16 protein-coding genes are annotated in these 26,748 nt (G+C 47.5%); 12 read left to right on the forward strand and 4 right to left on the reverse strand.

All coding sequences use genetic code 11. From position 1 onward, the window contains the following. The first annotated feature begins 54 nt into the window (after positions 1-54). Both H3H32_RS18015 and H3H32_RS18020 read left to right on the forward strand, forming a co-directional pair. Positions 55-2,682: a permease prefix domain 2-containing transporter gene (locus H3H32_RS18015; protein WP_220472657.1), complete on the forward strand. Its 2,628-nt coding sequence runs from the start codon at positions 55-57 to the stop codon at positions 2,680-2,682. Positions 2,683-2,752: 70 nt separating this feature from the next. Further along, positions 2,753-5,350, forward strand: a complete 2,598-nt coding sequence (locus H3H32_RS18020) for an ABC transporter permease (RefSeq protein WP_182464041.1) — start codon at positions 2,753-2,755, stop codon at positions 5,348-5,350. Positions 5,351-5,492: 142 nt separating this feature from the next. Here H3H32_RS18020 and H3H32_RS18025 read toward each other — a convergent pair whose 3' ends face one another. After that, positions 5,493-5,954 carry a hypothetical protein gene (locus H3H32_RS18025; RefSeq protein WP_182464042.1) on the reverse strand — a complete coding sequence of 154 codons (462 nt, stop codon included), beginning with the start codon at positions 5,952-5,954 and terminating at the stop codon, positions 5,493-5,495. An 89-nt stretch (positions 5,955-6,043) separates the two neighbouring features. Next, positions 6,044-6,400, reverse strand: coding sequence for a DoxX family protein (locus H3H32_RS18030; protein ID WP_182464043.1), 357 nt, complete (start codon positions 6,398-6,400; stop codon positions 6,044-6,046). Between the two features lie 155 nt (positions 6,401-6,555). Here H3H32_RS18030 and H3H32_RS18035 point away from each other — a divergent pair, with 155 nt between their 5' ends. From H3H32_RS18035 to H3H32_RS18055, 5 genes are all read left to right on the forward strand, one after another. Beyond that, complete coding sequence (locus H3H32_RS18035; protein WP_182464044.1) at positions 6,556-6,957, forward strand: winged helix-turn-helix transcriptional regulator; 402 nt, start codon at positions 6,556-6,558, stop codon at positions 6,955-6,957. 151 nt (positions 6,958-7,108) lie between these two features. Continuing rightward, positions 7,109-7,435 carry a PadR family transcriptional regulator gene (locus H3H32_RS18040; RefSeq protein ID WP_182464045.1) on the forward strand — a complete coding sequence of 109 codons (327 nt, stop codon included), beginning with the start codon at positions 7,109-7,111 and terminating at the stop codon, positions 7,433-7,435. Between the two features lie 145 nt (positions 7,436-7,580). After that, positions 7,581-10,205 carry an ABC transporter permease gene (locus H3H32_RS18045; RefSeq protein ID WP_182464046.1) on the forward strand — a complete coding sequence of 875 codons (2,625 nt, stop codon included), beginning with the start codon at positions 7,581-7,583 and terminating at the stop codon, positions 10,203-10,205. A gap of 98 nt (positions 10,206-10,303) precedes the next feature. Beyond that, positions 10,304-12,898, forward strand: coding sequence for an ABC transporter permease (locus H3H32_RS18050; protein ID WP_220472658.1), 2,595 nt, complete (start codon positions 10,304-10,306; stop codon positions 12,896-12,898). Positions 12,899-12,997: 99 nt separating this feature from the next. Next, complete coding sequence (locus H3H32_RS18055) at positions 12,998-15,610, forward strand: ABC transporter permease (RefSeq protein WP_182464047.1); 2,613 nt, start codon at positions 12,998-13,000, stop codon at positions 15,608-15,610. Between the two features lie 129 nt (positions 15,611-15,739). Here H3H32_RS18055 and H3H32_RS18060 read toward each other — a convergent pair whose 3' ends face one another. Beyond that, on the reverse strand, positions 15,740-16,096 hold the full coding sequence (locus H3H32_RS18060; protein WP_182464048.1) for a winged helix-turn-helix transcriptional regulator: 357 nt from the start codon (positions 16,094-16,096) through the stop codon (positions 15,740-15,742). Between the two features lie 590 nt (positions 16,097-16,686). Continuing rightward, complete coding sequence (locus tag H3H32_RS18065) at positions 16,687-17,211, reverse strand: dihydrofolate reductase family protein (RefSeq protein ID WP_182464049.1); 525 nt, start codon at positions 17,209-17,211, stop codon at positions 16,687-16,689. A gap of 131 nt (positions 17,212-17,342) precedes the next feature. Between H3H32_RS18065 and H3H32_RS18070 the strand changes: the two genes are divergently transcribed. From H3H32_RS18070 to H3H32_RS18090, 5 genes are all read left to right on the forward strand, one after another. Continuing rightward, a complete protein-coding gene (locus H3H32_RS18070) occupies positions 17,343-17,762 on the forward strand; it encodes a hypothetical protein (RefSeq protein ID WP_182464050.1) in 420 nt (139 codons plus the stop codon). Positions 17,763-18,017: 255 nt separating this feature from the next. Further along, positions 18,018-18,356: a PadR family transcriptional regulator gene (locus H3H32_RS18075; RefSeq protein ID WP_182464051.1), complete on the forward strand. Its 339-nt coding sequence runs from the start codon at positions 18,018-18,020 to the stop codon at positions 18,354-18,356. Positions 18,357-18,455: 99 nt separating this feature from the next. Beyond that, the gene (locus H3H32_RS18080; protein WP_220472659.1) at positions 18,456-21,089 is read left to right on the forward strand and encodes an ABC transporter permease; all 2,634 of its coding nucleotides are present in this window, start codon (positions 18,456-18,458) and stop codon (positions 21,087-21,089) included. A gap of 127 nt (positions 21,090-21,216) precedes the next feature. Then, the gene (locus H3H32_RS18085; protein ID WP_182464052.1) at positions 21,217-23,877 is read left to right on the forward strand and encodes an ABC transporter permease; all 2,661 of its coding nucleotides are present in this window, start codon (positions 21,217-21,219) and stop codon (positions 23,875-23,877) included. Between the two features lie 101 nt (positions 23,878-23,978). Further along, a complete protein-coding gene (locus H3H32_RS18090; RefSeq protein WP_182464053.1) occupies positions 23,979-26,681 on the forward strand; it encodes an ABC transporter permease in 2,703 nt (900 codons plus the stop codon). Positions 26,682-26,748 lie beyond the last annotated feature (67 nt).

The following is a 26,748-nucleotide window of genomic DNA, read 5'->3' on the forward strand; positions in this document are numbered from 1 at the left end:
ACACCAAATGACCCGTAAACCCCATTGGTCATTATCCATTGACCATTATTCATTATGCACCCGCCCCGTTTAGCTGACTCCCTGCTCAAATTCTTCTGTGCTCCCCACCGGCTGGAGGAGGTACAGGGTGATTTGCATGAGGAGTTTGCCTGGCAAGTCAGGAACATTGGCGAACGTCGGGCGCGCTGGCGCTACTGGTGGGATGTGATTGGATTCATAAAACCATTTGCTATCAAGAAAAAGTCAGGAGAGTACCCAAACCCAACAACAACTACTATGCTAAGCAACTATTTCACCATCGCCTGGCGGAACGTACTCCGATACAAATTAAACAGCACGCTTACGATCACTGGACTTGCCTTAGGACTGGCCTGTGGCTTGTTGATGATTTTGCATGTACGGGAAGAACTAAACTATGATAAAGGCTTCTCGAAAGCGGACCATATTTTCCGGATTACGTCGGAAAATATGGGCGAGAAAAACCGGCAGTGGGCCGCCACATCCCCTATTCTGGGGACGGAGATGCAAAAAGCAATCCCCGGAATCCAGACGGTGGCCCGATTTCATCGACCGTATCCCGATCGGGTGTTCAGTTATATACCGTCGGGAGGAACGGTCAGGCAGTTTGAAGAGAAGAGCGGCTATTTCGCCGATTCGACCGTGGTTGATGTGTTCGACCTTCCGTTTGTTAAAGGTGATCCCAAAACCGCCCTCAAACAGATTGACGCTATTGTGCTTACCGAAGCCATGGCGACAAAATACTTTGGCAACGAAGACCCTATTGGCAAACGGATTCAGGACGATCTGGACAAGCGTCCGTTGATGGTAACGGGTGTCATCAGGAACTTCCCATTCCCAACGCACCTGCAATTCGATTATCTGATTTCCATGTCCACCTTTTATCAGTCTACCGATAAAAATACGCTGGAAAACCGGGGCTGGTCTGGGTTCTATAATTACATCGTACTGAATAGTAGCACCTCGCGCGCGGATGTGGAAGCGCGGATACCCGAATTCATGGTGAAATTCTACGAGGTCAAGGGGGAAACCAGAAAGGAAATCCTGGCAACTCGGCGAACACCCATCCAGTCAATTATGGATATTCACCTGCACTCAAAGCTGGAAAAGGAAATGGGGCCGAACAGCGATATCACCTATGTCTACGTTTTTTCGATTGCTGCCCTGTTTATCCTGCTGATCGCGTCGGTGAATTTCATCAACATGGCTACGGCTCAGGCATTTAATCGGATGAAAGAAGTGGGCGTACGCAAAGTATTGGGTGCCCGCAAAGAGCAGTTAGTCAGGCAATTTCTGGGCGAATCATTCATTCTGACGTTGATAGCCGCTTCAGTCGCGTTTCTCTTATTCCGGCTGGCCATTCCCTTTTATAATGAGCTGGCAGCCAAAAACCTCCGCTTTGGCCAGTTATTCACCCCATCGAATGTGCTGCTCATGGTGTTATTAACGATGCTAATCAGTTTGATTGCCGGTTTTTACCCCGCCTGGTTCATCTCCAATTTCGATCCTGTTACCTCACTGAAAGGGAAGAAAAATCAGGTATCATCGGTTACGTTGGTTCGCAAAGGGCTGATTGTCTTTCAGTTTAGCGTGTCGGTGTTTATGATCTTCAGTACCATTGTGGTGTACCGACAAATGAAGTTTTTCCAGACGAAAGAGTTGGGCTTTGATCAGGATCAGGTGGTAGCGGTAAAACTTTATGGGAAGGAAATGTGGGACAAGGCCAACACGATCCAGCAGGAATTTCAGAAAAACTCAGCCATTACAAACGTTGCCCGAATCTCGACCTTACCCGGTGACCGATTCGGCACCGACATGTTTACGCCATTGGGTAAATCCGATGATGCCAGCCAACTGCGATTCATGTGGGCCGACGAACATACGCTTCCGGTCTTGCAGGTTGAGCTGAAAGCGGGGCGAAATTTCGTCAAAACAGTTGCCAATTCGCACTTCCCATTTATTCTGAACGAAGCAGCGGCTAAAGCCCTTAAACTGGATTCGCCTATTGGACAGAAAGCCGTAGCCTTGGGAGACACCGGCGAGATCGTAGGTATTGTCAAAGACTTCAATTTTGCATCGTTGCATACGACAGTAGAACCCCTAGTGATTGTCCAGCATCCGGGTCAGGCAAACTATTTTCTGTTAAAGATCAAAGGCAATAAACTGGCTGAGACTTTAGAACTCACAAAATCGTCGCTGGCACGTCTTGCCCCTAACAGCCTGTTCATCTATACATTTCTGGACGAGAAAATGGCTCGGTTGTACGATTCAGAACAACGAGTTGGCAATGTACTAAATGCGTTTGCCGTCTTTGCCCTGTTCATTTCATGTCTGGGACTATTTGGGTTATCGGCCTATGCCGCTCAAGTGCGCACCAAAGAAGTCGGCATTCGGAAAGTACTGGGAGCTACGGTGTCGGGCATCATCGTATTGCTATCGACAGACTTCCTCCGACTGGTACTGATTGCAACTGTTATTGCCTCACCACTAGCCTGGTGGGCCATGAAGCAGTGGTTACAGAGCTTCGCCTATCCGATAGCAATTGAGTGGTGGATGTTTGTCCTGACGGGTTTACTGGCCGTGGCCGTCGCCTTACTGACGGTCAGTTTCCAAAGCATAAAAGCCGCGTTGATGAATCCCGTGAAATCCCTGCGTTCTGAATAAGACCGTTCGCATTCGCCGTAGAGACAGGGCATGCCCTGTCTCTATAACCAACAAAACCAACTAATAAATCATGACCCCGCCCAAACTCGCCGACCAATTTCTCCGCTTTTTTCTATCTGCTGATCGGCTGGAGGAAGTACAGGGAGATTTGCATGAGGAGTTCGCTTATCAGGTCGAGCGGATCGGCGAGCGCCGGGCGCGCTGGCGCTACTGGCGGGATGTGATCGGATTCATCAAACCATTCGCTATAAAACGACAAGACAAACCGTATTCAACAACCTATCTAACGAACCCGATTATGCTCCGAAATTATATCAAAATCGCCTGGCGGAATCTCATTCGAAACAAGAGTTATTCGGCCATCAATATTGTTGGTTTATCTGTCGGCATGACCGTTGCGATGCTCATTGGATTATGGGTATACGATGAGCTATCGTTCAATTCCTATCACCCAAACCGCGATCGGATTGCGCAGGTCTTGGAGAACGAGACGCTGGAGGGCGGCATTGAAACGTTTACCTCATTGCCCATGCCACTAAGTCAGGAGATCCGAAGCAAATACCCTAACGACTTCAAATACGTAGTAGCCTCTACAACAAGTTTTGAGCAGATCATTGCCTATAAGGATAAGAAATTCACGAAAACAGGAAATTATGCCGAAACGGAGTTTCCCGAATTAGTGACGCTGAAAATGATTAAGGGTACCCGTTCGGGCTTGAAAGACCCTACCTCTGTTCTCTTGTCTGAATCGGTCGCCAAAGCGCTGTTTGGTGATGTCGATCCACTTCAGAAAGCGGTTAAAATTGGCAATAAACACACGGTTCAGGTAACGGGCGTCTATGAAGACTTACCACGCAATTCGGCATTTTCCGATGTTACGTTCGTTGCGCCAATCGACCTGCTGTTCGAGAATAAAGAAGATAAAAATAATTGGCGGAACAGCTCATTCAGCATTTTCACTCAACTTAATCCAAACAGTCGGTTCGACGATGTTTCGGTAAAAATTAAAGACCTGTTTCGGAATAATACGCAGGACAAAACCCAGTCGGCACTCCTCCTACACCCAATGAATCGGTGGCATCTGTATTCAACCTGGGAGAATGGGGTTAACACAGGTGGGCGTATTCAGTTTGTCTGGCTTTTTGGCATTATCGGCGTATTTGTACTGCTGCTGGCGTGCATCAATTTCATGAATCTAAGTACCGCTCGTTCTCAGAAACGGGCCAAAGAAGTCGGTATTCGGAAGGCAATTGGTTCGTTGCGAGGGCAATTGATCCGCCAGTTCTTCAGCGAATCATTTCTGGTTGTGGCCTTAGCCTTCGGGTTGGCAATAGCGCTGGTGTGGCTCATTCTTCCCTATTTCAACGAAGTATCTGACAAGCAGATGACAATGCTTTGGGCCGATCCCCGGTTCTGGTTATTCAGTCTTGGATTCAGCCTTTTCACAGGTATAGTTGCCGGAAGTTATCCTGCACTGTATCTCTCTTCGTTTCAACCTATTAAAGTACTGAAAGGGACTTTTACTATTGGCCGTTTTGCATCTATTCCGCGCAAAGTGCTGGTTGTTATCCAATTTACGGTTTCGGTCACGCTGATTATTGGAACGATCATTGTGTTCCGACAGATTCAGTTCGCCAAAAATCGCCCTATTGGCTACAGCCGGGAAGGGCTGCTTAACATCGTCATGAACACGCCCGAAATACAGGGAAACTATGATGTGGTTCGGAATGAGTTGTTCGAAACGGGCGTGGTCGCCGACATGGGCGAGTCATCAAGCCCAATCACCGGCATCTGGTCGTCGGCCAATAATCTGGACTGGCGCGGCAAAGACCCGAACCGGGCAGCCTCGTTCGGCACCATCCTGGTCACGCCCGATTTTGGTAAAGTGATTGGCTGGAAAATTAAAGAAGGCCGCGAATTTTCACGGCAGTTCACGAGCGACACCGCGACGTTTCTTCTGAACGAAGCCGCCGTTAAGCAAACTGGCCTAAAGAACCCAGTCGGCGAGATCATCAAATGGCACGGTAAAAACTGGAAAGTTCTTGGCGTTGTGAAGGATATGGTCATGACTTCGCCTTTCGAATCAGTTATACCCACAGTTTTTATGATCGATTCAAAAGAGCGAAGTTTCAATATTATCCATATCAAGCTAAAGCCTACAGTGAGCGTTCGGGATGCGTTGGCGAAACTAGAGGTCGTTTTCAAACGACTGAATCCGGCTGCCCCCTTCGAGTATCGCTTTGCCGATCAGGAGTACACAAAAAAATTCGCGGCCGAAGAACGTATTGGGAAACTGGCCAGTATTTTCGCCATTCTGGCCATCTTCATTTCGTGCCTGGGCCTGTTCGGTTTGTCGTCCTTCATGGCTGAACAGCGCATCAAGGAAATTGGCGTGCGTAAGGTACTTGGCGCCACAATCCCCAACATTGTCTCGTTGCTTTCCCGGGACTTCCTGGTACTGGTATTCATCGCCTTTCTGGTTGCATCGCCCGTTGCCTGGTATTCGATGGACAAGTTCCTCCAAGCCTACAAATACCGCATCAACATCGAATGGTGGGTATTTGCCTTAACGGGCGCTTTGGCCTTGAGCATTGCCTTAGTAACGGTTAGCTTCCAAAGCATAAAAGCGGCTTTGATGAACCCGGTGAAGAGTTTGCGATCAGAGTAATAAGGAAAATTGCTGGATTGATGGCGCAAGGCTCCAGCCTTGTGCCTATTATTCCCGGCCTCTGGCCGGATTTTAATAAACATCAGTTCAATATCGGCCAGAGGCCGGAAAATAGTAGGCGCAAGGCTGGAGCCTTGCGCCATCAATCCACCAACCGAATCAGAATAAAAGTCCCCAATTCGGCCAGGAGAAGATTAAAGTGAGTTGACGATAAACCGCCGAGTAAGTAGGTCAGAAAGATTTCGTCGGCCAGAATGAACGAGGCCCACAAGCCAATCGTGATGCCGAATGCCGCGTGCATAGTAACGTTCTGTTTTTGATTCAGTTGCAGCGTAATTCGAAACGCTTTCCAGAAAAGAATCGCTCCGATGGCCTCCCAGACAATAACACCTGCAAACAGAAAACCAGCTAGCCAGGTTGGCGGCTCATACATAGCCACCACTCGCTGAATTAATCCAAAATTCCCCGAAACAAAGTGCCAGTTAGGCGGCAGCAACGATAACGCCCCAAGTGCATCAGCGCTATTGCTGGTGAATACAATGGAGAAGTAAAGCGCCCAGAACAACAGCAATCCGGCCCTGATTCGTTTATCGACGGTTTTCATGGTATAGGCAGTTGAACAATGTGCGCCGAAATATACCATTTATTGAAATATAGATGGGGTAGAGACAAGGCATGCCTTGTCTCTACATTCTAGGCTGCGGGTAAAAAAATCGTTTTATCGCGCAAGAAGGCCGCAATCCAGATCAGTACGAGCGGCATAACCGCGTTAAACGGCGTACCATGAGAAAGTTCAGTAGCTATTGCTCCCGAAAAGTAACACGTCAATAGAATGAAGCCGATTTTCATTGTTTTTGGATAAATGAAAAGAGCAGCAAAGCCAATTTCCATCAGGCCCAACGGGATAACATGGTCGCCCACGCCCACTTTGTTCAGACTTTCCATTACCTGCGGTGATTTTGTTAGTTTCATCACGCCACTCAATATAGCCATTCCAGCGGCCAGAACAGTCATAACGATAGTCAGTATACGCATTACTTTTGGATTCATGATTTGTACGGTTTTACTATGACCTTCGCTGGCCACATATTGATGGCACAAACCTAGTGAAACCCGCTATCTATTTGTTATCAGTATCCCAAAGGATACCACTATCTTTCAGGATACCGCATGGTCAATTAAATCTGACATACTACCTTTAGTATATGAGCACAATCGTTGAAGAAGCTATTCCAGCAACGCCCCCCCGCAGAGAGCATTCTGCAGCTGCCTGTAATCAGAGCTTGCAGGCAGTACAGGACGCATTGTATGTGTTAAATGGAAAATGGAAGTTGCCTATTATCATTGCCCTAAGCGAAGGTCCACGGCGCTTTCGGGAGTTGCAGCGTCTGGTTACGGGCATTACAGCCAAAGTCCTCAGCAAAGAACTTAAGGAGTTAGAGCTTAATGAGTTTGCCATTAGGCATGTGTATGCCACAACGCCCGTCACCGTCGAATATGAACTGACCGAATACAGTCATTCACTAGATAGTATCATTGAGGCTTTGCGTCATTGGGGCATTCAGCACCGGGCACGAATCCTGGGAAAAGACAAAGTCGAATCGTAGCTGTTTGCTGTCCAGATGCGTACAAAAACTGTCCGTTTCTGGACAAATTAATTTGTTCTGAAAAACGAAAAAGTGTCATTTCTAGCCGGAATGGCACTTTTTCGTTTTTGGCCAAGCATTTGTTATACATATACACATCTAATAAACGCTGATGAAAGGGACGTACTTAGGCGAATTTGAAGAGGTCGTACTGCTGGCGGTAGCTATTCGGTCGGGAGATGCCTATGGCGCAACCGTTGTCACCGAAATTGAGCAACAGATGAAGCGCTCGGTCAATCTGGGCGCAGTCCACTCGGCGCTAAACCGACTTGGCGAAAAAGGCTTGGTGACATCAGAGCTAGGCGGCATGACTGCCGAACGCGGTGGCCGTCGAAAGCGGCTTTACTCGGTTACGGCGGCTGGTCGTCGGGCATTGGAAGAAATTCGGCAGGTACGCAATCAGATGTGGGAGTCGATTCCAAACACGATCTGGATGTGATGGCTTTTAAAATGAATAATGGATAATGAATGATCAATTTTCTTGAATGTACCCACGGGCTTCAGCCCGTGTATGAGCCTAACTGAAAAACGGGCTGAAGCCCGTAGGTACAACAGTACTACTTAATTCACCTACATTATCCATTATGAAATCTCGCTGGGCGAAATACCTGATTCGCTGGTTCTTCGCTCCTCATCGGGCCGACGAGCTGGAGGACGATTTAGACGAGTTGTTCCAGCAACGGGTCGAATTGATTGGCCTTCGGCAAGCTCGATGGCGTTACGTTCGGGATGTCATAAGCCTGATGCGGCCCAGCCTGATGCGACCCTCCTTACTAAAACAACAACTGACTAACGAATACCCTCAACCTTTTTTCCTGACCCCAACTATGATTAGCAATTATGTTAAAATCGCCTGGCGGAACCTGATGAGGGCCAAAGGCTATGCATCGCTTAACATCGCTGGGCTGGCTGTCGGAATGGCAGCATCGGCACTGATTTTCCTGTGGATACAAAGCGAGTTGACCTACGATCGATTTTACACCAAAACAGATCGGCTTTTTCAAGTCTATAACCGGGATATATTCAGTGGAAATGCACAGGTTTGGGGCACTACGCCAAAGCCGTTGGCACCTGCTCTAAAACAGGATTATCCTGATATTGAAGACGCTATTCGCTTCCGCCCCACCGGTTTTCTGTTGACGGCGGGCGATAAAAAACTGAACTCAGAAGGTGCCTACGCTGACCCTTCCTTCTTGAACCTGTTCGACTTTTCTTTACTGGCTGGCAATCGCGAAAAAGTTCTTTCGGGAAATAATGGCATCGTTATTACAAAAGCGTTGGCGGAAAAGCTGTTTGGCACAACCGATGCGTTAGGAAAAGTCGTCCAGCTCGATCATAAGAATAGCTTTTCGGTGACGGGTATTCTGGATGATTTACCAACGAATACTCAATTTAGCGATGTATCCTTTCTTCTGCCCTGGACTGCGTTTGTAACGCCAAGCTGGGATTCGGATGGATGGGCATCGAATAACAATTACACATTTGTCCTGCTAAAAGATAAAGTCAACTCAGACCTTGTCGATGAGAAGATCAAGCGCCTGACCGCAAATCATCTTAAAGGGGTGGTCGAAGATGTAACAAACCGGCAGATTTTCCTGCACCCAGCTAGCCAATGGCATTTGTATTCCAAACAGGAAAATGGCCAACTCACTGAAGGCAAGATTGTTACCGTACGCTTATTCGGAATAATTGCGGCCCTTATTCTGCTCATAGCGGCTGTCAACTTCATCAATCTGAGTACCGCCCGAAGCGAAAAACGAGCCAAGGAAGTTGGCGTTCGAAAGGTAGCTGGCGCCCAGAAATCAGCCTTGATTTTTCAGTTTATCAGCGAGTCGGTACTGCTTACGTTTCTTTCAGGTATCCTGGCCCTACTACTGATCGTGCTGTGCATTCCAACCTTTAACGACGTAACAGGCAAGCAACTCTCCTTATCGTTTGGATCGATTAGTTTTTGGGGAGCGGCTCTTGCTTTCGTACTGTTCACGGGTTTGCTGGCTGGCAGCTACCCCGCCTTTTACCTCGCTAATTTTCAGCCGGTTAAAGTTATGAAAGGAATTTCTCAGTCAGTACATGCCGTATTCTCGCCAAGAAAAGGGTTGGTGATTGCTCAGTTTACGTTCGCCATTGTACTGATTATCGCCACGTTGGTCATCAAACACCAGATCAACTACGCCCAAAATCGGGAAAGCGGTTACGATCGAAACAATCTTCTGTTTTCATATCTCTCCGGCGACTTGCCCGACCATTATGGTTCCTTACAACAGGAGTTGATTCAGCGTGGGGCGGCTGTTGCCGTGAGCAAATCCCTCGGCCCGATCACAACAATCTCGTCCCGACAATGGGGGCTTTCCTGGCCCGGCAGTACAAAAGCCGACAAGGATATTGAATTCGATCGGTTTGCCGCCGATGCCGATTTTCTGAAAACAACCGGCACAAAATTGATCGCGGGTAGAGAAATTGACGTCCGGCAATATCCAACCGATTCGTCCGCCGTTTTACTCAACGAAACCGCCGTCAAAACGATGCACCTGAAAACGCCAATTGGCGCAACTGTCTCGTTCGACAACCGCAACTGGCAAGTAATTGGCGTAGTGAAGGATTTCATTTTTGCCTCTCCCTATGAAGCCATTAATCCGGTTCTTGTTCATGGCCCTAAGGGTTCAGTTCCATTGTCCTGGACAAGTATCCGATTAAATCCAGCAAACACGACCGCTCAGAATCTGGAGCTTGCAGAGGCCGTTTTCAAGAAATACAATCCCGGCTATCCGTTCGAATACACTTTTGCCGACGAATCTTATAAAGCCAAGTTTGCCGACGAACAACGGACGAGCTTGTTAACCAGCTTGTTTACAGGTCTCACGATCTTCATTTCTTGTCTGGGTTTGTTTGGTTTAGCGGCTTATACGGCTCAACAGCGCACGAAAGAAATTGGCGTCCGAAAAGTATTGGGGGCAAGCATTCCCAGCATCATTGGCCTGTTAACCAAAGACTTCATACAGCTACTCGTTATTGCCTTTGTTATTGGAGCCCCCATTGGCTGGTACGCTATGGATCAATGGCTTCAGGACTATAACTACCGCATCGCTATCGGAGCTGGTGTCTTTGTTTTGACGTTACTCTCATCGCTCGTGATTGTTATGCTAACGGTAAGTTTCCAGGCCATCAAAGCCGCGTTGGTGAATCCTGTACGGTCTCTGCGGTCGGAGTAATTTGTGTAGAGACGCAATCCTTTGCGTCTCCTATGCGTCAGCAAAACCATCCGGTCAGGAGACGCAAAGGATTGCGTCTCTACACATATCCCAAATTCATGAAACACTTAGCCACTTATTTCCTGCGCCTACTCATCCCTCCGCATCGGCTCGATGAATTGGAAGGTGATTTGGACGAATTGTTTCAGCAACGCGTCCAGCAGTTTGGTGTCCGGGAAGCCAGTTGGCGCTATGTGAAAGATGTCATCAGTTTGATGCGGCCTTCTTTATTGAAACAACAACCTACTGAATACCCAAGACCAAGCCATTTAGCTATGCTACGTAATTATCTCAAAATCGCTTTTCGGAACCTGACCCGAAACAAGGCTTTTTCCATCATTAACCTCCTGGGCTTGTCTACGGGCATTACGGTATGCTTGATGATTTTCCTGTTCATCATGAACGAGTTTAGCGTAGACAATTTCCATAAAGAGGGGAAATCCATTTACCGCGTCATGCGGGGTATAGAACACGAAGGGAAAGAGGTAGGCGTCTCATACCTGTCGGGACCATACGGACCGGCGCTGCTGAACGATTTTAAAGGACAAATCACTCAGGCAGTGCGGGTAAATCCTACCGATGCACTGGTGAAAGCCCAGGACAAATCGTTTCACGAGCGGAAAATCATTGACGCTGACCCTTCTTTCTTCACCTTCTTTTCTTTCCCGCTGCTCAAAGGTGATCCGGCTACGGTATTGCTCGAACCAGCGAGTGTTGTACTAACCGAGTCGACAGCCATAAAATACTTCGGTAGTATCGACAATGCTATGGGCAAAATCGTTGAAGTAGATAAAGATTTACCCGTAAAAGTTACGGGCATTGCGCAGGACGTACCCGCCAACTCTCACCTGGATTTTGATCTGGTGATACCACTAGAAAACTACAAGGACCGGGGGTACATGACCAAATGGATCAATAACGGCATTTACACCTATGTGCAGTTGGCCCCAACAACAACCGAAGCGCAGGTTGAGCGGAATTTTCCGCGCTTCATGGAGAAGCATATGGGACTGATTATGAAAGAATATGGATTTCATTTCAACCTATCACTCACCCCGTTACGTGACATCTACTTCGAACAGGCGGCCCCCGACAGCACTAAGCATGGCGATAAGCGGGTGGTTTACATCTTCCTGTCGATTGCCGTTCTGATTCTCCTGGTAGCCTGTATCAATTTCATGAACCTGTCGACGGTTCGGGCAGTCGAGCGATCAAAAGAAATTGGGGTTCGAAAAGTACTGGGAGCTATTAAAGGACACCTAGTTTGGCAGTTCATTGGCGAGTCGCTCCTACTAACGGCATTCTCCTGCGTACTCTCGCTGGGCTTGCTGGCATTGGCCCTACCCTTCTATAAACAACTGCTCGGCTACCCACTAAACCTACCCGTTTATGCAGGACCCATTGCGCTGTTTCTCGTCGGGATTATCGTGGTAGCGGGCTTCCTGTCGGGTAGCTATCCGGCGTTTGTGCTGGCCGCTTTTTCACCTATTCAGGCTCTAAAAGGCAAATTGCGCCTGGGCAAAGGCGGTGTTTCGTTACGGCAGGTGCTGGTGGTGGTACAGTTCAGCATTTCGCTTCTACTGATGCTCGGAACAGCCATCGGTACTCAACAAATGAGTTACCTGAAAAACAAACAGCTTGGCTATAACAAAGAGCAAACGTTGGTTATTCCTATTGACAATGGGGATATCTATAATTTCATCCTGAAGCATAAACCGGAATTATTGGCCCAGAGCCGGATAGAGGCCGTTTCGATGATGTCGGGTGAGCCGGGTGGGTTTTTCGATGGGCATATGTTTGATGTCGAAGCCCATCCCAATCGATGGAAATCCCGAACAGAGTTTGCCGATTTCGATTTTGTAAAAACCCTGGGTCTCAAAGTAGTAGCGGGTCGGGACTTTTCGCCCCAATACCCTTCCGATACAACACGGGCGGCTCTGATTAATCGGACGGCGGCTACCCGATTAGGCTGGACTCCGAATCAGGCCATCGGAAAATGGATAAAAAATACATTGCACGACAGCACAAACCGGACAATCATTGGTGTGGTTGAAGATTTCAATTTCGTATCCCTGAAAGATGCCATCGAGCCGTTGGTGATTACTCCAAACGACGATCGACGGGCGGCTTTAATCCGACTGAAACCCGGCAACTTACCCGCTACGATTGAGACCATCCAGCAACTATACGCCAAAACGCGACCCGCTTATCCGTTTGAGTACCACTTTTTAGATCAGCAATTCGACCAGATGTACCAGGCGGACCTGCGTCAGCAAACAATTCTGAGCGTTTTTGCGGGTTTAGCCATCTTTATTGCCTGTCTGGGTTTGTTTGGCCTGGCCTCTTTTTCGGCCCAGCAGCGTACCAAAGAGATTGGCGTTCGGAAAGTGTTGGGCGCATCGGTGGGCAGTGTAGTTACCTTATTATCAAAAGACTTCCTAAAACCAGTTGCCATTGCCATTCTGATTGCCAGCCCAATTGCCTGGTATACCATGAATCAGTGGCTGCAAAATTTCGCGTACCACATCGACATCCAATGGTGGGTATTCGCGCTGGCTGGTTTGCTGGCCGTGTGCATAGCACTGCTAACCGTAAGCTTCCAAAGCATCAAAGCCGCGTTAATGAATCCGGTCACCTCCCTTCGGTCGGAGTAATTTGTGTAGAGACGCAATCCTTTGCGTCTCCTATGCGTCAGCCAAAACCATCCGGTCAGGAGACGCAAAGGATTGCGTCTCTACACATATCCCAAACTCATGAAACACTTAGCCACTTACTTCCTGCGCCTACTCCTCCCTGCGCATCGCGTGGATGAGTTGGAAGGTGATCTGGACGAATTGTTTCAGCAACGCGTCCAGCAGTTTGGCGTGCGGGAAGCCCGTTGGCGCTACGTGAAAGATGTAATCAGTCTGATGCGGCCTAGCCTATTACGCAAAGACAAGGCATGCCTTGTCTCTACAAATAAAAATTCATACCCAACCCCAGCGTTTACCACTATGCTACGTAATTATCTCACAGTCGCGTTTAGGAATCTGCTCAAAAACCGGGTGTATTCCTTCATTAACATTTTTGGGCTGGCCTCTGGAATGGCCGTAGCTATGCTCATTGGCCTATGGATTTATGATGAACTGTCGTTCAATAAGCAGTTTGACAACCACGACCGATTGGCTAAGGTTTGGCAGTTTGTCAAGTTCGATGCAGAGAAATCGTCCTACGATGTGCTACCGATTCCGCTGGCGCAGGAACTTCGGAGTAAATACCCTGATTTCGAATCGGTTGGCTTGACGGTAACGCGTGAGGTCATTCTGGCGTCTGGAGAACAGAAGTTGCTGAAAACAGGGAATTATGTTGAGCCTGATTTTATCAATATGCTATCGCTGAATGTGGTGTCGGGCACACGGTTCGGAGACAATGATGTCAATTCGATTCTGCTCTCCGAATCACTCGCCAAGGCAATGTTCGGCACCGAAAATCCGCTCAACAAGCTAATCAAACTGGATAATAAACAAACAGTGAAGGTCGCGGGTGTCTACAAAGATTTCCCAGCCAACAACACCTTCAACGACGTAACCTTTCTGGTTCCCTGGAAATTCTTTTCGGCTAATGATGAAGGGGCCAAACGCGACCAGGACCAATGGGATTCCAATTCGTACCAGATTTACGCCCAACTCAAGCCAGACGCTGATTTCGATCTGGTATCGGCTAAAATCAAGGACATTCGGATGAAGCGGGATAATCCACCGGGCTATAAACCCGAATTTTTCCTGCATCCGATGAGCAAATGGCATCTGTATTCCGATTTCAAAAACGGGATCAATACGGGTGGGATCATCACATTTGTCTGGCTGTTTGGCGCCATTGGCATTATTGTGTTGCTGCTGGCCTGCATCAATTTTATGAATCTATCTACGGCCCGAAGCGAGAAGCGCGCCAAGGAAGTGGGCATTCGAAAAGCGATTGGGTCGTTACGAAGCCAACTCATTGCGCAGTTTTTCAGCGAATCACTGCTGATGGCGGCACTCGCGTTTATTCTTTCTCTTCTATTTGTACAGCTCACCTTGCCGTTTTTCAACCAAGTGGCCGACAAAAAAATGGTCGTTTTGTGGGCAAATCCAACCTTCTGGATCGCCGGCCTAAGCTTCAGTTTGCTGACCGGTTTGATTGCAGGTAGTTATCCAGCCTTGTACTTATCCTCTTTCCAGCCAATTAAAGTGTTGAAGGGCATCATGCGAACCAGTCGTTCGGCTACCGTTCCCCGTCGGGTGCTGGTGGGATTTCAGTTTACGGTTTCTGTAATGCTCATTATTGGCACCATCATCGTATTCCGGCAGATCGAACACGCCAAAGACCGTCCCATAGGGTATAGTCGCAGTGGGTTGATTGAACTTGGAATGAATGCCCCTGAACTGGCCAGACATTATACGGCTTTGCGTACTGATCTGCTCAATACAGGAGCCGTGGCGGGTATGTCCGAATCATCGGGCGCTATTACATCGCAGTCTGGTGGTACAACCGACATCTCGTGGAAAGGCAAAAAGAACGATAGTAAACCACTAGTGATGTCGAATTACATCACGCACGATTACGGCAAAACGATTGGCTGGCAAGTGAAAGCAGGTCGGGATTTTTCTCGAGATTTTACAACAGATAGTTCGTCGATGATCTTGAACGAAGCGGCCGTAAAACTAATGGGTTTCAAAAACCCAATTGGTGAAACAGTACGGCAGAGCGGCAAGGATTATACAGTAATTGGTGTCATCAAAGACATGGTGAAAGAAGATCCATTCAAGCCGGTCAACCCCTCCTTTTTTGCGATTAATTACCGAAATGTCAACACGATCAATATTCGCCTGGCTCCGCAGCTATCAGCCCATGAAGCGCTGGCGAAAGTAGAACAGGTATTTAAACAATACAGCCCAGACTCCCCTTTCGACTACAAATTTGCCGATGATCAGTTCGCCCGAAAATTCGGAAACGAAGAGCGTATTGGCGGTCTGGCTGGTGGTTTTGCCATCCTGGCGATTCTGATTAGCTGCCTGGGTTTATTTGGGTTGGCATCCTTTATAGCCGAGCAACGGACTAAGGAAATTGGCATTCGAAAGGTACTTGGTGCCTCGGTGTTCAACGTCTGGGGGTTACTCTCAAAAGAGTTCGTGATCCTGATTCTGGTAGCCTTCTGCCTGGCAGCTCCCGTTGCGTATTACGTGCTATCAAATTGGCTCCAGAATTACCAGTACCGAACCGAACTCTCGTGGTGGATTTTTGCCGTCGCGGGTTTGGGGGCATTGCTGGTTACGTTATTGACTATCAGTTTCCAAAGCATCAAAGCCGCCTTGATGAACCCGGTTAAATCGTTGCGGTCTGAATAATTGTTGCGGTCTGAATAATTAATGATTAATGGACAATGAATAATGGATAATGTTGCTTGGCCCAAACAGCTCAGCAAACCTCATTATCCATTATCCATTATCCATTAATCATTACCCATTATTACCCCGTTATTCCCCCAATTTCATTTCATGTTCCGAAAACTTACACAAGCCATCCAGCATTTCGCTTAATCGTTCGCCAGTTGGTGTTAAAGCATATTCGACTCTGGTGGGAATCTCCCGGATTGTATCATTCCTGACAATCAACTTGTATTGTTCCAGAAGTTTTAAGCGATCGGCCAGAATATTATCGCTAATGTGTTCTAAATCGTCTTTCAGGCTCGAAAACCGATTGTTGCCTTCTTCGATACTAAATAAAACTTCTGTTAGCCAGCGTTTGCTCAATAGATGGATAAGCTCATTCAACGGGCACTTCTCCTCCAGAAATGTTTGATTGTAGTAGTTCGTAGAACTTAGTTTTCTCATGGTTGTAACTAACTTTTTAGGAGTAACTCAGGCTACGCTGAGCGATTACCCAACGCACCGTTTACCCAGAACTTTGTTGATGGACTTCTCAAATAAAGTAAAGAAATAAAGTATCGGCTCTACTCCTTTTCTAAAAACTCATTTGTCAACCAACTTACCATCAAGGCTTTTTTAGAGAAAAAGTCTATCCATTACTCTATAGAGGGCATCTTTCCTTTTTCCTTGCCTCCAGCGAACAAGTAACCATAAAGTCTTGTTCTATATCTATCTGCTGTTGGTTTATTAAATTTTTTATGTTGTCTGTGTTACCCTTTGGGGAATCTCAGTCTGAGGAATGATTAAGGAAGGCTTACGGCTAAATTCAACCAGAACGGAAAAGTATTAGTGGCTGAAACGGCAGGGTGGCTATAGTAAGGCTTTTGCAAAAGCCGCAAAGACAATGATGCGGTTGATCTACTCCCCATTTGGGAAGGAGATACCGTTTTTCAGATTAGGTTGGTTTGAAAAGCATAGCGGATTTTCTGCTATGCTTTTTCATTCTACTTAAGCAAAAAATCATCCTTATTTACTCATATAGGCAGATTTCTGGTTCACTCTTTTAGTTTGTAAGAAACTGAAACAAGACCACTTGAATATGTTTTAGAATCACTTAATGTCAAGTTAATTCGCTCCTTACTCTTCGTAAACAATGGCTTGCCTCCTCCCAGAATAATGGGGTGAATCGCCAGGAGCAACTCATCGACTAACCCTTCTTCCAGAAACGCGGCTGTTAGATCGGCCCCACCAAATAGCCAAATATCTTTACCAGACTGACTTTTAAGCCCATTTACCTGGGCTTTTAGATCCCCACGAATCAGCTCAAAGCCACTTTCCACTTCCTGAAGGGTATTCGAAAAGACATACCGTTTATAGTCGGGAAATGCGTAGTTACTGGCCGGTTCGTCTGGGTTGGTCAGTAGTTCGTAGGTTTTCCGACCCATAAACAGGGCATCAATACGTGCTAAGAAGTCGGTCATGCCGTAGTCCTGATCGGTAAAGCACCAGTCATATTCTCCATTAGGCCCTTCAATAAAGCCATCTAAGCTGACAGCGAGATTTAAAATTATAGCGCGCATAGGTAAACTATTCTGTTACTAGTCAAGAACTAAGCGAAAGCCCAACAAGAGTAAAAATAAAAATCGGCGGCTAAAAAAACGCTTAGCTCGTTATATAAACAATGAAGTCTAACACGTCGTTGTCCTTCTCAATGAAAAATATCCGTTTTCGACCCGTTATAAGGATCTGTCCGTTTAAGCAAACCATTCCTTTAACCGCTTTCCAACACATAGAATATGGCCTACAGGTCCAGAACGGCTATATTTACCCCCCTACTCACTATTTTGCCATGCAATTATTTAACAATCAAAGCTCGCAACCGAGCTTTGAGTACCGCCTTATGAACGGTATTCGAAAGGCTATACCTCAGGTAGTCCCGTTCATTGAAGTTGACGATTCCGATCACGTAGGTATTATTATTACGCTCTGGGATGAACAAACAGACATCACTATTCACTATAAACTTCTTGATTCCGATATACAGGCATGTGCTCCTGAGGACCAATCTGCCTACATCGCAACGATAGTCAAAGATTTAAAGGCTATCTATACGGCAAAAAAAGCAGTCTAATATTAGGTTATCTTTTCTTCTCCCCTTCGCCCAATCAGTTAACTGGTTGGGCGCTCTTTTTGATACCCTATCCAATAAATCGGCCGCACTCGGGCAGATTGCTCCAGATGTCCGTTTTGCGGACACCCATTGTCCAAAATCGGACATCTGATGTAAGCTATTTCATATAAAATCAGCCTTTAAAGACCATTTAAGGCACAATTCCCGAGTTGGCACCGCATTTGATCGACATTATCGTATAAAATAACCTCTGCTATGAAAAGGGCCTTTTTGGGAGAGTTTGAAGAGATCGTTCTGCTAACGGTTGCGATACTAGGCGAAAGCGCCTACGGCGTAACGGTTACGCAGGAAATTGAGCAAAAAACCGGACGTTCTGTCGGCTTTAGTACCGTTCATACAACGCTGCAACGTCTGGCCGAAAAGGGTTTTCTAGCTTCCGAAATGGGTGGAGCTACCGCCGAGCGTGGAGGTCGTCGAAAGCGGTTTTTCAGCGTTACGGCTGCTGGGCGGAGAGCCTTGCAGGAGGTTAAACAGGTTCGTGAGGAATTATGGAATGCGCTCCCTCCCCAAACGCTTCAATTAATGGGAAATTAAAAATGGACAATGAGTAATGAACAATGGATACTGTAAGCCTTGGCAAAGCCAATCTCAGCCACAACACCATTAATCATTATCCATTAATCTTCATTCATTATGAAAAAACCACCCCGCTGGGCAACCGAACTACTGAGGTGGTGGGGCGACCCCGACACACTGGAAGAAGTCCAGGGCGACCTGTTCGAACTCTACGCATACTGGGTCGAAACCGTGGGCGAACGCAAAGCGCGCTGGCGATACAGTGTGAATGTATTGAAACTAATGCGGCCTTTGGCCAACCGAAAAGCAACCGAACATGATCCAATCCGGAATGCCGTACCACCTTTCTTTTTGAGTCCTGCTATGTTACGAAACTATCTAAAAATCGCGCTGAGAAATCTGGTCAAGAACCGGGTATACTCCTTTATCAACATCGGTGGGTTAGCCGTAGGTATGGCCGTAGCTATGCTGATTGGCCTCTGGATCTACGACGAGCTTTCCTACGATCGGTATTTTCAGAACTACGGCCGCATCGCCAAGGTCATGCAAACCGGGGAGTTCAATGGAGAAGTCTTTCATGGCGAATATAATCCAGCACCCATTGGCCCGGAGCTGCGGAAAATTTACGCCGATGACTTTTCACACGTCATCATGTCTTCCTGGACGAGCGATCACATCCTGGCCTATGGCGACAACAAATTCACCAAAACCGGTAACTACCTGAGTGCCGATGCGCCTGATATGCTCACGCTGAAAATGCTCAGTGGTACACGGGCTGGCTTAAAAGACCCGGCTTCGATTTTGTTGTCGGAGTCGGTAGCGCAGGCGCTGTTCGGGACAACTGATGCGGTGGGTAAATTGATAAAAATCGATAACAAACTGGACGTAAAAGTAACGGGCGTGTATGAAGACTTCCCCTACAATACGGAGTTCAGAGATATGAAATTCATTGCTCCCTGGGATTTATACGTTTCGTCGGAAGCATGGGTAAAACGAGCACAAGACAACGTGGAGTGGGGCAATTTCTCCTGGCAGGTGTTGGCTCAGATTGCGCCCAATGCAACGTTTGAAGGCGTGTCGGAGAAAATCAAAGATGTCCGCCTAAAACATAACCCTGAAGTGGCCTTTATCAAGCCTAGAGTCTATCTGCAACCCATGAGCAAGTGGCACCTTTACTCGGGTTGGGATAAATCGGGAAACCTGGAGGGGCGGATTCAGTATGTGTGGTTGTTCGGTATCATCGGCGTGTTTGTGTTGCTGTTGGCCTGCATCAATTTCATGAATCTGTCAACGGCACGCTCCGAAAAACGGGCCAAAGAAGTCGGCATTCGCAAAGCGGTGGGTTCGGTTCGTAGCCAGTTAATTGCGCAGTTTTTTAGCGAATCGTTACTGGTTGTTACATTCGCGTTTGCGCTATCGATTGTACTGGTCTTGTTAATCCTCCCCCTTTTCAATGAAATAGCGGATAAAAAGATCGGGATCTTATGGACCAATCCGATTTTCTGGCTCACGGGCATTGGGTTTAGCTTGCTAACGGGCCTGATTGCAGGAAGCTATCCGGCGTTGTATCTATCTTCGTTCCAGGCGGTTAAAGTACTTAAAGGCACCTTCCGGGTTGGTCGGTTTGCGTCGATTCCCCGGCAGGTATTGGTGGTTATACAGTTTACCGTTTCGGTGACGCTGATTATCGGAACGATCATCGTGTTCCGACAAATTCAGTACGCCAAGAGTCGGCCGGTAGGCTATGACCGAAGTGGGCTGATTACGGTTGCGATGAATACGCCGGAATTGCATCAGCATTATAATGCCCTCCGCGATGATCTGATCCGAACCGGCGCTGTCATGGATATGTCGACCTCATCGACGCCAGCAACCGACCTGAATTCGCAGAACAGCGGTTTCAGTTGGGAAGGCAAAGACCCAAATTTCAAGGAAAGTTTCGGCACGATTGCCGTAACGCACGATTTCGGAAAAACGGTGGGCTGGCAGTTTGTTCAGGGACGCGATTTTTCGCGACAGTTTCCGAGCGATTCATCCGGCATGGTTATCAACGAAACAGCCGCTCGGTATATGGGACTAAAAGACCCTGTAGGCAAGCAGATGAAATGGAACGGCAAGACGTTCCGAATAGTCGGCATCATTAAGGACATGCTCATGGCCTCTCCTTTCGAACCTGTTTTTCAGACGGTTTATATGCTGGATTATGGCTGGGCCAGTGTCATTAATATCAAGCTCAACCCGAATCGAAGTACGCGTGAGTCGCTGGCTAAAATCGAAACGGTATTCCGGAAATTCAATCCAGGCAGCCCGTTCGATTATCGGTTCACGGATCAGCAATATGCGTTAAAGTTTGCCGCCGAAGAGCGCATTGGAAAACTGGCTTCAGGCTTCGCTATTCTTGCCATTTTAATCAGTTGCCTCGGTCTGTTTGGATTAGCCTCGTTCGTAGCCGAACAACGGACCAAAGAGATCGGTGTGCGGAAAGTGCTGGGGGCTTCTGTCTTCAGTGTGTGGGGCTTACTGTCGAAAGATTTCGTTCTGCTGGTTATCATTTCCTTCGGCATTGCTACGCCCATCGCGTATTATTTCCTCGGCAACTGGCTCCACAAATACGAGTACCGAACGGAGTTATCGTGGTGGATATTCGTTGTCTCGGGTGCGGGTGCGCTGGCAGTTACGCTACTCACAGTCAGTTATCAGAGTATAAAGGCTGCATTGCTTAACCCGGTTAAATCGTTGCGGTCGGAATAATGTAGAGACGCAATCCTTTGCGTCTCCTACTCCGGATGGTTTTTACACTGGATGTCTTTGGGATGAAACGAAATATTGCTGACGCCAATGAGACGCAAGGGATTGCGTCTCTACATAGTCCAAAACTATGAAACCGCCCCGCTTTGCACAAAAGCTCTTAGAAGCCTTTGGCGACCCTAACACTTCAGAAGAAGTGCAGGGCGACCTACTCGAACTTTATGCCTACTGGCTCGAAACGGTGGGCGAACGAAAAGCGCGCTGGCGGTATACGCTAAGTGCATTGAAACTGCTACGTCCATTTGCCAAGCCGAAACCCTTAACTGACTACTCATCACCCTTTTCTTTAAGCCCGAACATGCTACGCAACTATTTGAAAATCGCCTGGCGAAATCTTGTTCTTCACAAAGCATTCACGACCATTAACATCGTTGGGCTAGCCGTTGGACTGGCGACGTGCCTGCTGATTGTATTGTTTGTTACTCATGAACTCAGCTATGATCGTTATCACGCCAACGCGGATCGACTCTTCCGCGCGAATATCCACGGGCAGGTTGGCGGGAAGGACATCAATACGGCTCCCGTAAGCGTACCACTAGGGCCAACGCTGCTTCGCGATTATCCAGAGGTAGAAGCAGTTACGCGGTTTGATCAGGAAGGAACATTTATCGTGAAACATAATAACGACAGCTTTAAGGAAGAACATGTTGTGTTTGTCGACTCCAACTTCTTCAACGTCTTCTCGATACCCTTGCTAAAAGGCCGGGGGACTGGATCGAGTCTCAAAGCAGTATTAACTGAACCCAATACCCTCATCCTGTCCGAAACGATTGCGAAGAAATACTTCGGCGAACAGGACCCCATTGGCCAAACGTTGACACTAGGAACGCGAGGCACTTATCGGGTAACCGGCGTTTGCCAGGATGTTCCGTCGAATACGCACTTCCACTATGATATATTCGGGTCATTCAGCTCCACTGAATCCCGGAATACGTGGCTCAGCAGTGGTTGTTACACCTACGTAGTGCTACGCCCAGGGTATTCAATTGCCAGTTTACAGGCTAAAATGCCAAGTATGGTAGCCCAGCACATCGGCTCTGAAATTCAACAGCTTTTCGGTATTAGTCTGGCTGAGTTCACAAAAAAAGGAGATCAATTCGGGTTTGGTTTCCAGCCTGTTACCGACATCCATCTGCACTCGGATCTTGAGGGAGAAATCGAACCCAACAGCGACGTCAAGTACATCTATATTTTTTCGATCATCGCCGTATTTGTGTTGCTGATTGCATGCATCAACTTCATGAACCTATCCACCGCCGGTTCGGCAGGCCGGGCTAAGGAAGTGGGCATTCGGAAAGTACTGGGGTCAATTAAGCAGCAACTAATCTGGCAGTTTTTGAGCGAGTCGATTCTGGTCACGTTCATGGCGTTGCTGGTTGCCTTAGGGATTGTTGCCCTGGCACTGCCTAGCTTCAATCAATTATCCGGCAAGCAGTTTGAATTTACGGCATTATTGAAGGGCATGATGTTACCAGGTGTTCTTCTGGCTTCCCTAATGATTGGCCTACTGGCGGGCAGCTATCCTGCTTTTTTTCTATCGGCATTTAAACCCGTAAGTGTTCTGAAAGGCCAGATACGGGCCGGTTTCCGGAGTGGATGGCTACGCAATACCCTCGTCACAACTCAGTTTGTGGTTTCGATAGGTATGATTATCGGGACGATGGTTGTTTACCGACAACTGCATTTTATTCAGAACAAAAAGGTAGGCTTCGATAAAGATCAGGTGCTGGTATTACACGACTCGTATTCGCTCGGAGCTAAAGGCAAAGCATTTCGCGATGAACTGGCGAAACTAGCGCAGGTAGTCGATGTAACGCAGGCCGGGTATTTGCCCGCGGGGGCCTCTAACGGCGGCAACGATGGTTTCCAGCCAGAGGGTGCCTCTGCCCAATCGGCCATCTATCGGGAAAAAACCTACTACATCGACGAAAACTACCTGCCGACTTTAGGTATTGGCCTTGCCCAGGGACGAAACTTCTCGAAAGCCTTTCCTTCCGACAGCGTCGCCATCCTGATCAATGAAGCCGCAGCCAAGCGGTTCGGCTGGAAAAACCCCGTTGGTCATCGACTCTGGACCATCGGCAATGGCAGCCCGGAAAGTCGTCGTCTATACACCATCGTTGGTGTTGTCAAAGACTTCCATTTCGAGTCGATGCACCAGCGAATTGCTCCCTTGGTGATGTTTTATGGGGCAGATAATTACCAGTTGGCCCTGCGTATTCGCACCACCGATATGCCAGGCTTATTGAAAACGCTAGAGCAGAAATGGAAAGCGCAATCAGATACCCCCTTTGCTTATTCGTTCCTGAACGAACGCTTCAACCGCATTTATCAGTCTGAGCAACGTGTGGGACAACTGTTTGGCATCTTCGCCGGGTTGACTGTCATCATTTCTTGCCTGGGTCTGTTTGGTCTGGCCATGTTTACGGCCCAGCAACGTACCAAAGAAATTGGTGTACGGAAAGTATTAGGAGCCTCGGTTGGCAGTGTAGTGGCCTTGTTATCAAAAGATTTCCTGAAACTAGTACTGGTTGCCATTGTAATTGCCACACCGATCGCCTGGTACGCCATGAGCCAATGGTTACAGGATTTCGCCTATAAAATTGACATTGAGTGGTGGGTATTCGTGCTGGCGGCTTTCATCGCCATTGCCATTGCCCTGATCACCGTCAGTTTCCAAAGCATCAAAGCCGCCTTAACGAATCCGATTACCTCCCTTCGGAGTGAATAATAATGAATAATGTAAAATGGATAATGAATAATTAAATCCTAGCATAGGGCAAGCAATCACCGTCACGACCATTAACCATTGTTCATTGCCCATTATCCACTATGACCCCGCCCCGCTTTGCCACCTGGCTGCTTGACCACTTCGGTCATCCTGACACCCGCGAGGAGGTGCAGGGCGATCTGCTGGAACTCTATGGCTATTGGGTACAAACGGTGGGCGTGCGAAAAGCCAACTGGCGGTATGGCCTGAATGTATTGAAACTGTTACGGCCACTGGCCAAACCAAAAGCACAAACTGAGTATCCTTCACCTTTTTTTCTGAATCCCGACATGCTACAAAACTATATCAAAATCGCGTTTCGGAATTTGTGGCGGAACAAAGCGTTCTCGGCCATTAATATAGTCGGACTGGCACTTGGTATAGTGGCCTGTTTCTTTGTGTTTCAATACGTTTATTTTGAAACAAGCTACGACCGCTTCAATGCTAATGTGACAAACATTTACCGCGTTCCTCTTTCGAATACCGGGAACATGGCCAATGTAACAACTACGGCTGCAAATCATCCGGCGGTAGGTCCGGCTATGAAAGCGGATTTTCCGGAAGTAGTGGATTTTGTCCGTATGGTCAGCGTTTCGCTGTTTATGAATGCCTCAACCCTTTCGTATGCTGATGCGAAAGGCGAACCCAAAACATTCAACGAAGGAAATATTTATCTGGCAGATGCCTCATTTTTTTCTGTCTTTTCTTACCCCTTAGTTGCAGGAGACCGGAAAAGTTGTTTGTCAGAAAGTAATTCGATTGTACTTTCTGAAAGTACAGCGAAGAAATATTTCGGCACTACGAACCCGCTGGGGAAAGCGCTTAAAATGAACGGGCGAATGCCCATGAACGTAACAGGCGTGTTTCAGGACGTTCCAGAAAACTCACATATCAAATTTGATATGCTGATTTCGTTCGCTACGGTTGGCCCTAAATGGGGTTACAATGAATGGACCTGGCCGGAGTTTTACAACTACGTAGTATTAGCTCCCGGAACAGATGTTAAAAAGCTGGAAGCGAAATTTCCGGCATTCATCCAGCGCTATCTGGGTGCAAAAATGAACGAGTTGAATTTCAAATCGTCTTTCCAGTTACAGCCGATTACGGATATTCACCTCAACTCTAATTATCTCAAAGAAGCCGAAGCGAATGGCAGTCAACGAGAGATTTATTTTCTGGCAATTATCGGCGTGTTTATCCTGTTTATCGCCTGGATCAATTACATCAATTTATCCACCGCCAAATCAATGGAGCGGGCTAAGGAAGTGGGGCTGCGAAAGGTTGTGGGGGCCGAAAAGGGTCAATTGATTGGACAGTTCCTGCTTGAATCGTTTATCATCAATACGTTCGCGCTGGTGGTCGCCATGGTCATTGCCGTTTTGTTCATGCCTCTATTTAACAAACTCATTGGCAAGGATATAAGTGTAGGTTTTTTCTCAACTGGATTAGGGCATGAGCCATTCTTCTGGGTCGCCGTTCTGATCATTTTTGTGGCGGGGGCGTTGCTGGTTGGTGCGTATCCGGCATTTGTCCTGTCGACCTTCCAGCCCGTGAAAGTCCTGAAGGGATTGGTTGTAAAATCAAACGCGGGTATTTCGCTCAGACGAGTGCTGGTGTCATTTCAATTCATCCTGTCCATTATTCTGATTGCTGCCACCGTTATTGTCGTCCAGCAATTCAATTTCATGCGCAATGGGAATCTGGGCTACAAAAAAGATCAGGTTCTTATTGTAAAAGCACCCGCCATTACGGACTCAACGATCTGGGGTAAATACACGTATTTCAAATCTGAACTAGCAAACAGTGCTTCCGTGAAGAACGCGACGGCTACGTCGGATATTCCCGGCACCATGATCCGTTACCGGAACGTTGTGCGAAAAGCAAATCAGGATAAGCAGCATTATTTCGATACGTATCTGATGGAGATCGACGAAAAATTCGTTCCCACGTATCACATTGACCTGATAGCCGGGAGAAATTTTGTTGCCACGGACAGTTCAGCGATTGGCTCGAAGGAGAGTAAAAATGACCGGGTTCTGATCAATGAAGAAGTTGCGAAAGGCTTAGGCTATAAAACGGCGAAAGAAGCCGTCAATCAGGATATAATCTTTGTGCTTGGCCAGAGTGAAGTTCATTGCAGAGTGGTGGGTGTCATGAAAAACTTCCATCAGCGCTCATTAAAAGAAAAATACGATCCAATCCTGTTCTATTATCCAACCCGTACGGAGTGGAAATATATATCGGTGAACCTGAACCCTTCTGATGCCGCCCGCAGCATTGCCGATCTTGGAACACTTTACAAAAAAGCGTTTCCGGGAAATCCGATTGAGTACTTTTTCCTCGATGAACATTTTAATCGGCAATATGAAGCCGACAGTCGGCTGAGAAATGTATTTAGTTTGTTTGCCGTGCTCGCCATCGTCGTTGCCTGCCTGGGGCTGCTGGGACTTTCCAGTTTTGTGATCAGATTACGGACCAAAGAAATCGGTGTTCGGAAAGTACTTGGAGCCTCCGTTGGTGGTTTGCTGGTGCTCGTATCCAAAGATTTCGTGAAGCTGGTTTGCGTGGCGTCGGTTATTGCCATTCCAATCATTTATTTGGTCGCCCGCGCCTGGCTCAACAAGTACGCGTTTCACATCGATCTGGGCTGGACGGTCTTTGTTATCCCACCCGCCTTACTGCTAGCCATTACGTTGATAACGATCTGCGTACAAAGTTTTAAAACCGCTCTAACGAACCCGATTACCTCCCTTCGGTCGGAATGAATAATGATTAATGCATAATGCATAATGCATAATGAAATCCCAGCCTAGTACACACAATCACCGTCAC

Origin of the sequence: Spirosoma foliorum (genome assembly GCF_014117325.1) — a bacterium.
In the GTDB taxonomy this organism is placed as follows: Bacteria; Bacteroidota; Bacteroidia; order Cytophagales; family Spirosomataceae; genus Spirosoma; species Spirosoma foliorum.

Excerpts from the sequence above, each read along its gene's own strand:
- H3H32_RS18090 (WP_182464053.1), top strand. The coding sequence starts at position 23,979 with ATGACCCCGCCCCGCTTTGCCACCTGGCTGCTTGACCACTTCGGTCAT.
- H3H32_RS18035 (WP_182464044.1), top strand. The coding sequence starts at position 6,556 with ATGAGCACAATCGTTGAAGAAGCTATTCCAGCAACGCCCCCCCGCAGA.
- H3H32_RS18070 (WP_182464050.1), top strand. The coding sequence starts at position 17,343 with ATGAAAAATATCCGTTTTCGACCCGTTATAAGGATCTGTCCGTTTAAG.
- H3H32_RS18065 (WP_182464049.1), bottom strand. The coding sequence starts at position 17,211 with ATGCGCGCTATAATTTTAAATCTCGCTGTCAGCTTAGATGGCTTTATT.
- H3H32_RS18060 (WP_182464048.1), bottom strand. The coding sequence starts at position 16,096 with ATGAGAAAACTAAGTTCTACGAACTACTACAATCAAACATTTCTGGAG.
- H3H32_RS18045 (WP_182464046.1), top strand. The coding sequence starts at position 7,581 with ATGAAATCTCGCTGGGCGAAATACCTGATTCGCTGGTTCTTCGCTCCT.
- H3H32_RS18050 (WP_220472658.1), top strand. The coding sequence starts at position 10,304 with ATGAAACACTTAGCCACTTATTTCCTGCGCCTACTCATCCCTCCGCAT.
- H3H32_RS18040 (WP_182464045.1), top strand. The coding sequence starts at position 7,109 with ATGAAAGGGACGTACTTAGGCGAATTTGAAGAGGTCGTACTGCTGGCG.
- H3H32_RS18025 (WP_182464042.1), bottom strand. The coding sequence starts at position 5,954 with ATGAAAACCGTCGATAAACGAATCAGGGCCGGATTGCTGTTGTTCTGG.
- H3H32_RS18020 (WP_182464041.1), top strand. The coding sequence starts at position 2,753 with ATGACCCCGCCCAAACTCGCCGACCAATTTCTCCGCTTTTTTCTATCT.
- H3H32_RS18030 (WP_182464043.1), bottom strand. The coding sequence starts at position 6,400 with ATGAATCCAAAAGTAATGCGTATACTGACTATCGTTATGACTGTTCTG.
- H3H32_RS18085 (WP_182464052.1), top strand. The coding sequence starts at position 21,217 with ATGAAACCGCCCCGCTTTGCACAAAAGCTCTTAGAAGCCTTTGGCGAC.
- H3H32_RS18055 (WP_182464047.1), top strand. The coding sequence starts at position 12,998 with ATGAAACACTTAGCCACTTACTTCCTGCGCCTACTCCTCCCTGCGCAT.
- H3H32_RS18015 (WP_220472657.1), top strand. The coding sequence starts at position 55 with ATGCACCCGCCCCGTTTAGCTGACTCCCTGCTCAAATTCTTCTGTGCT.
- H3H32_RS18080 (WP_220472659.1), top strand. The coding sequence starts at position 18,456 with ATGAAAAAACCACCCCGCTGGGCAACCGAACTACTGAGGTGGTGGGGC.
- H3H32_RS18075 (WP_182464051.1), top strand. The coding sequence starts at position 18,018 with ATGAAAAGGGCCTTTTTGGGAGAGTTTGAAGAGATCGTTCTGCTAACG.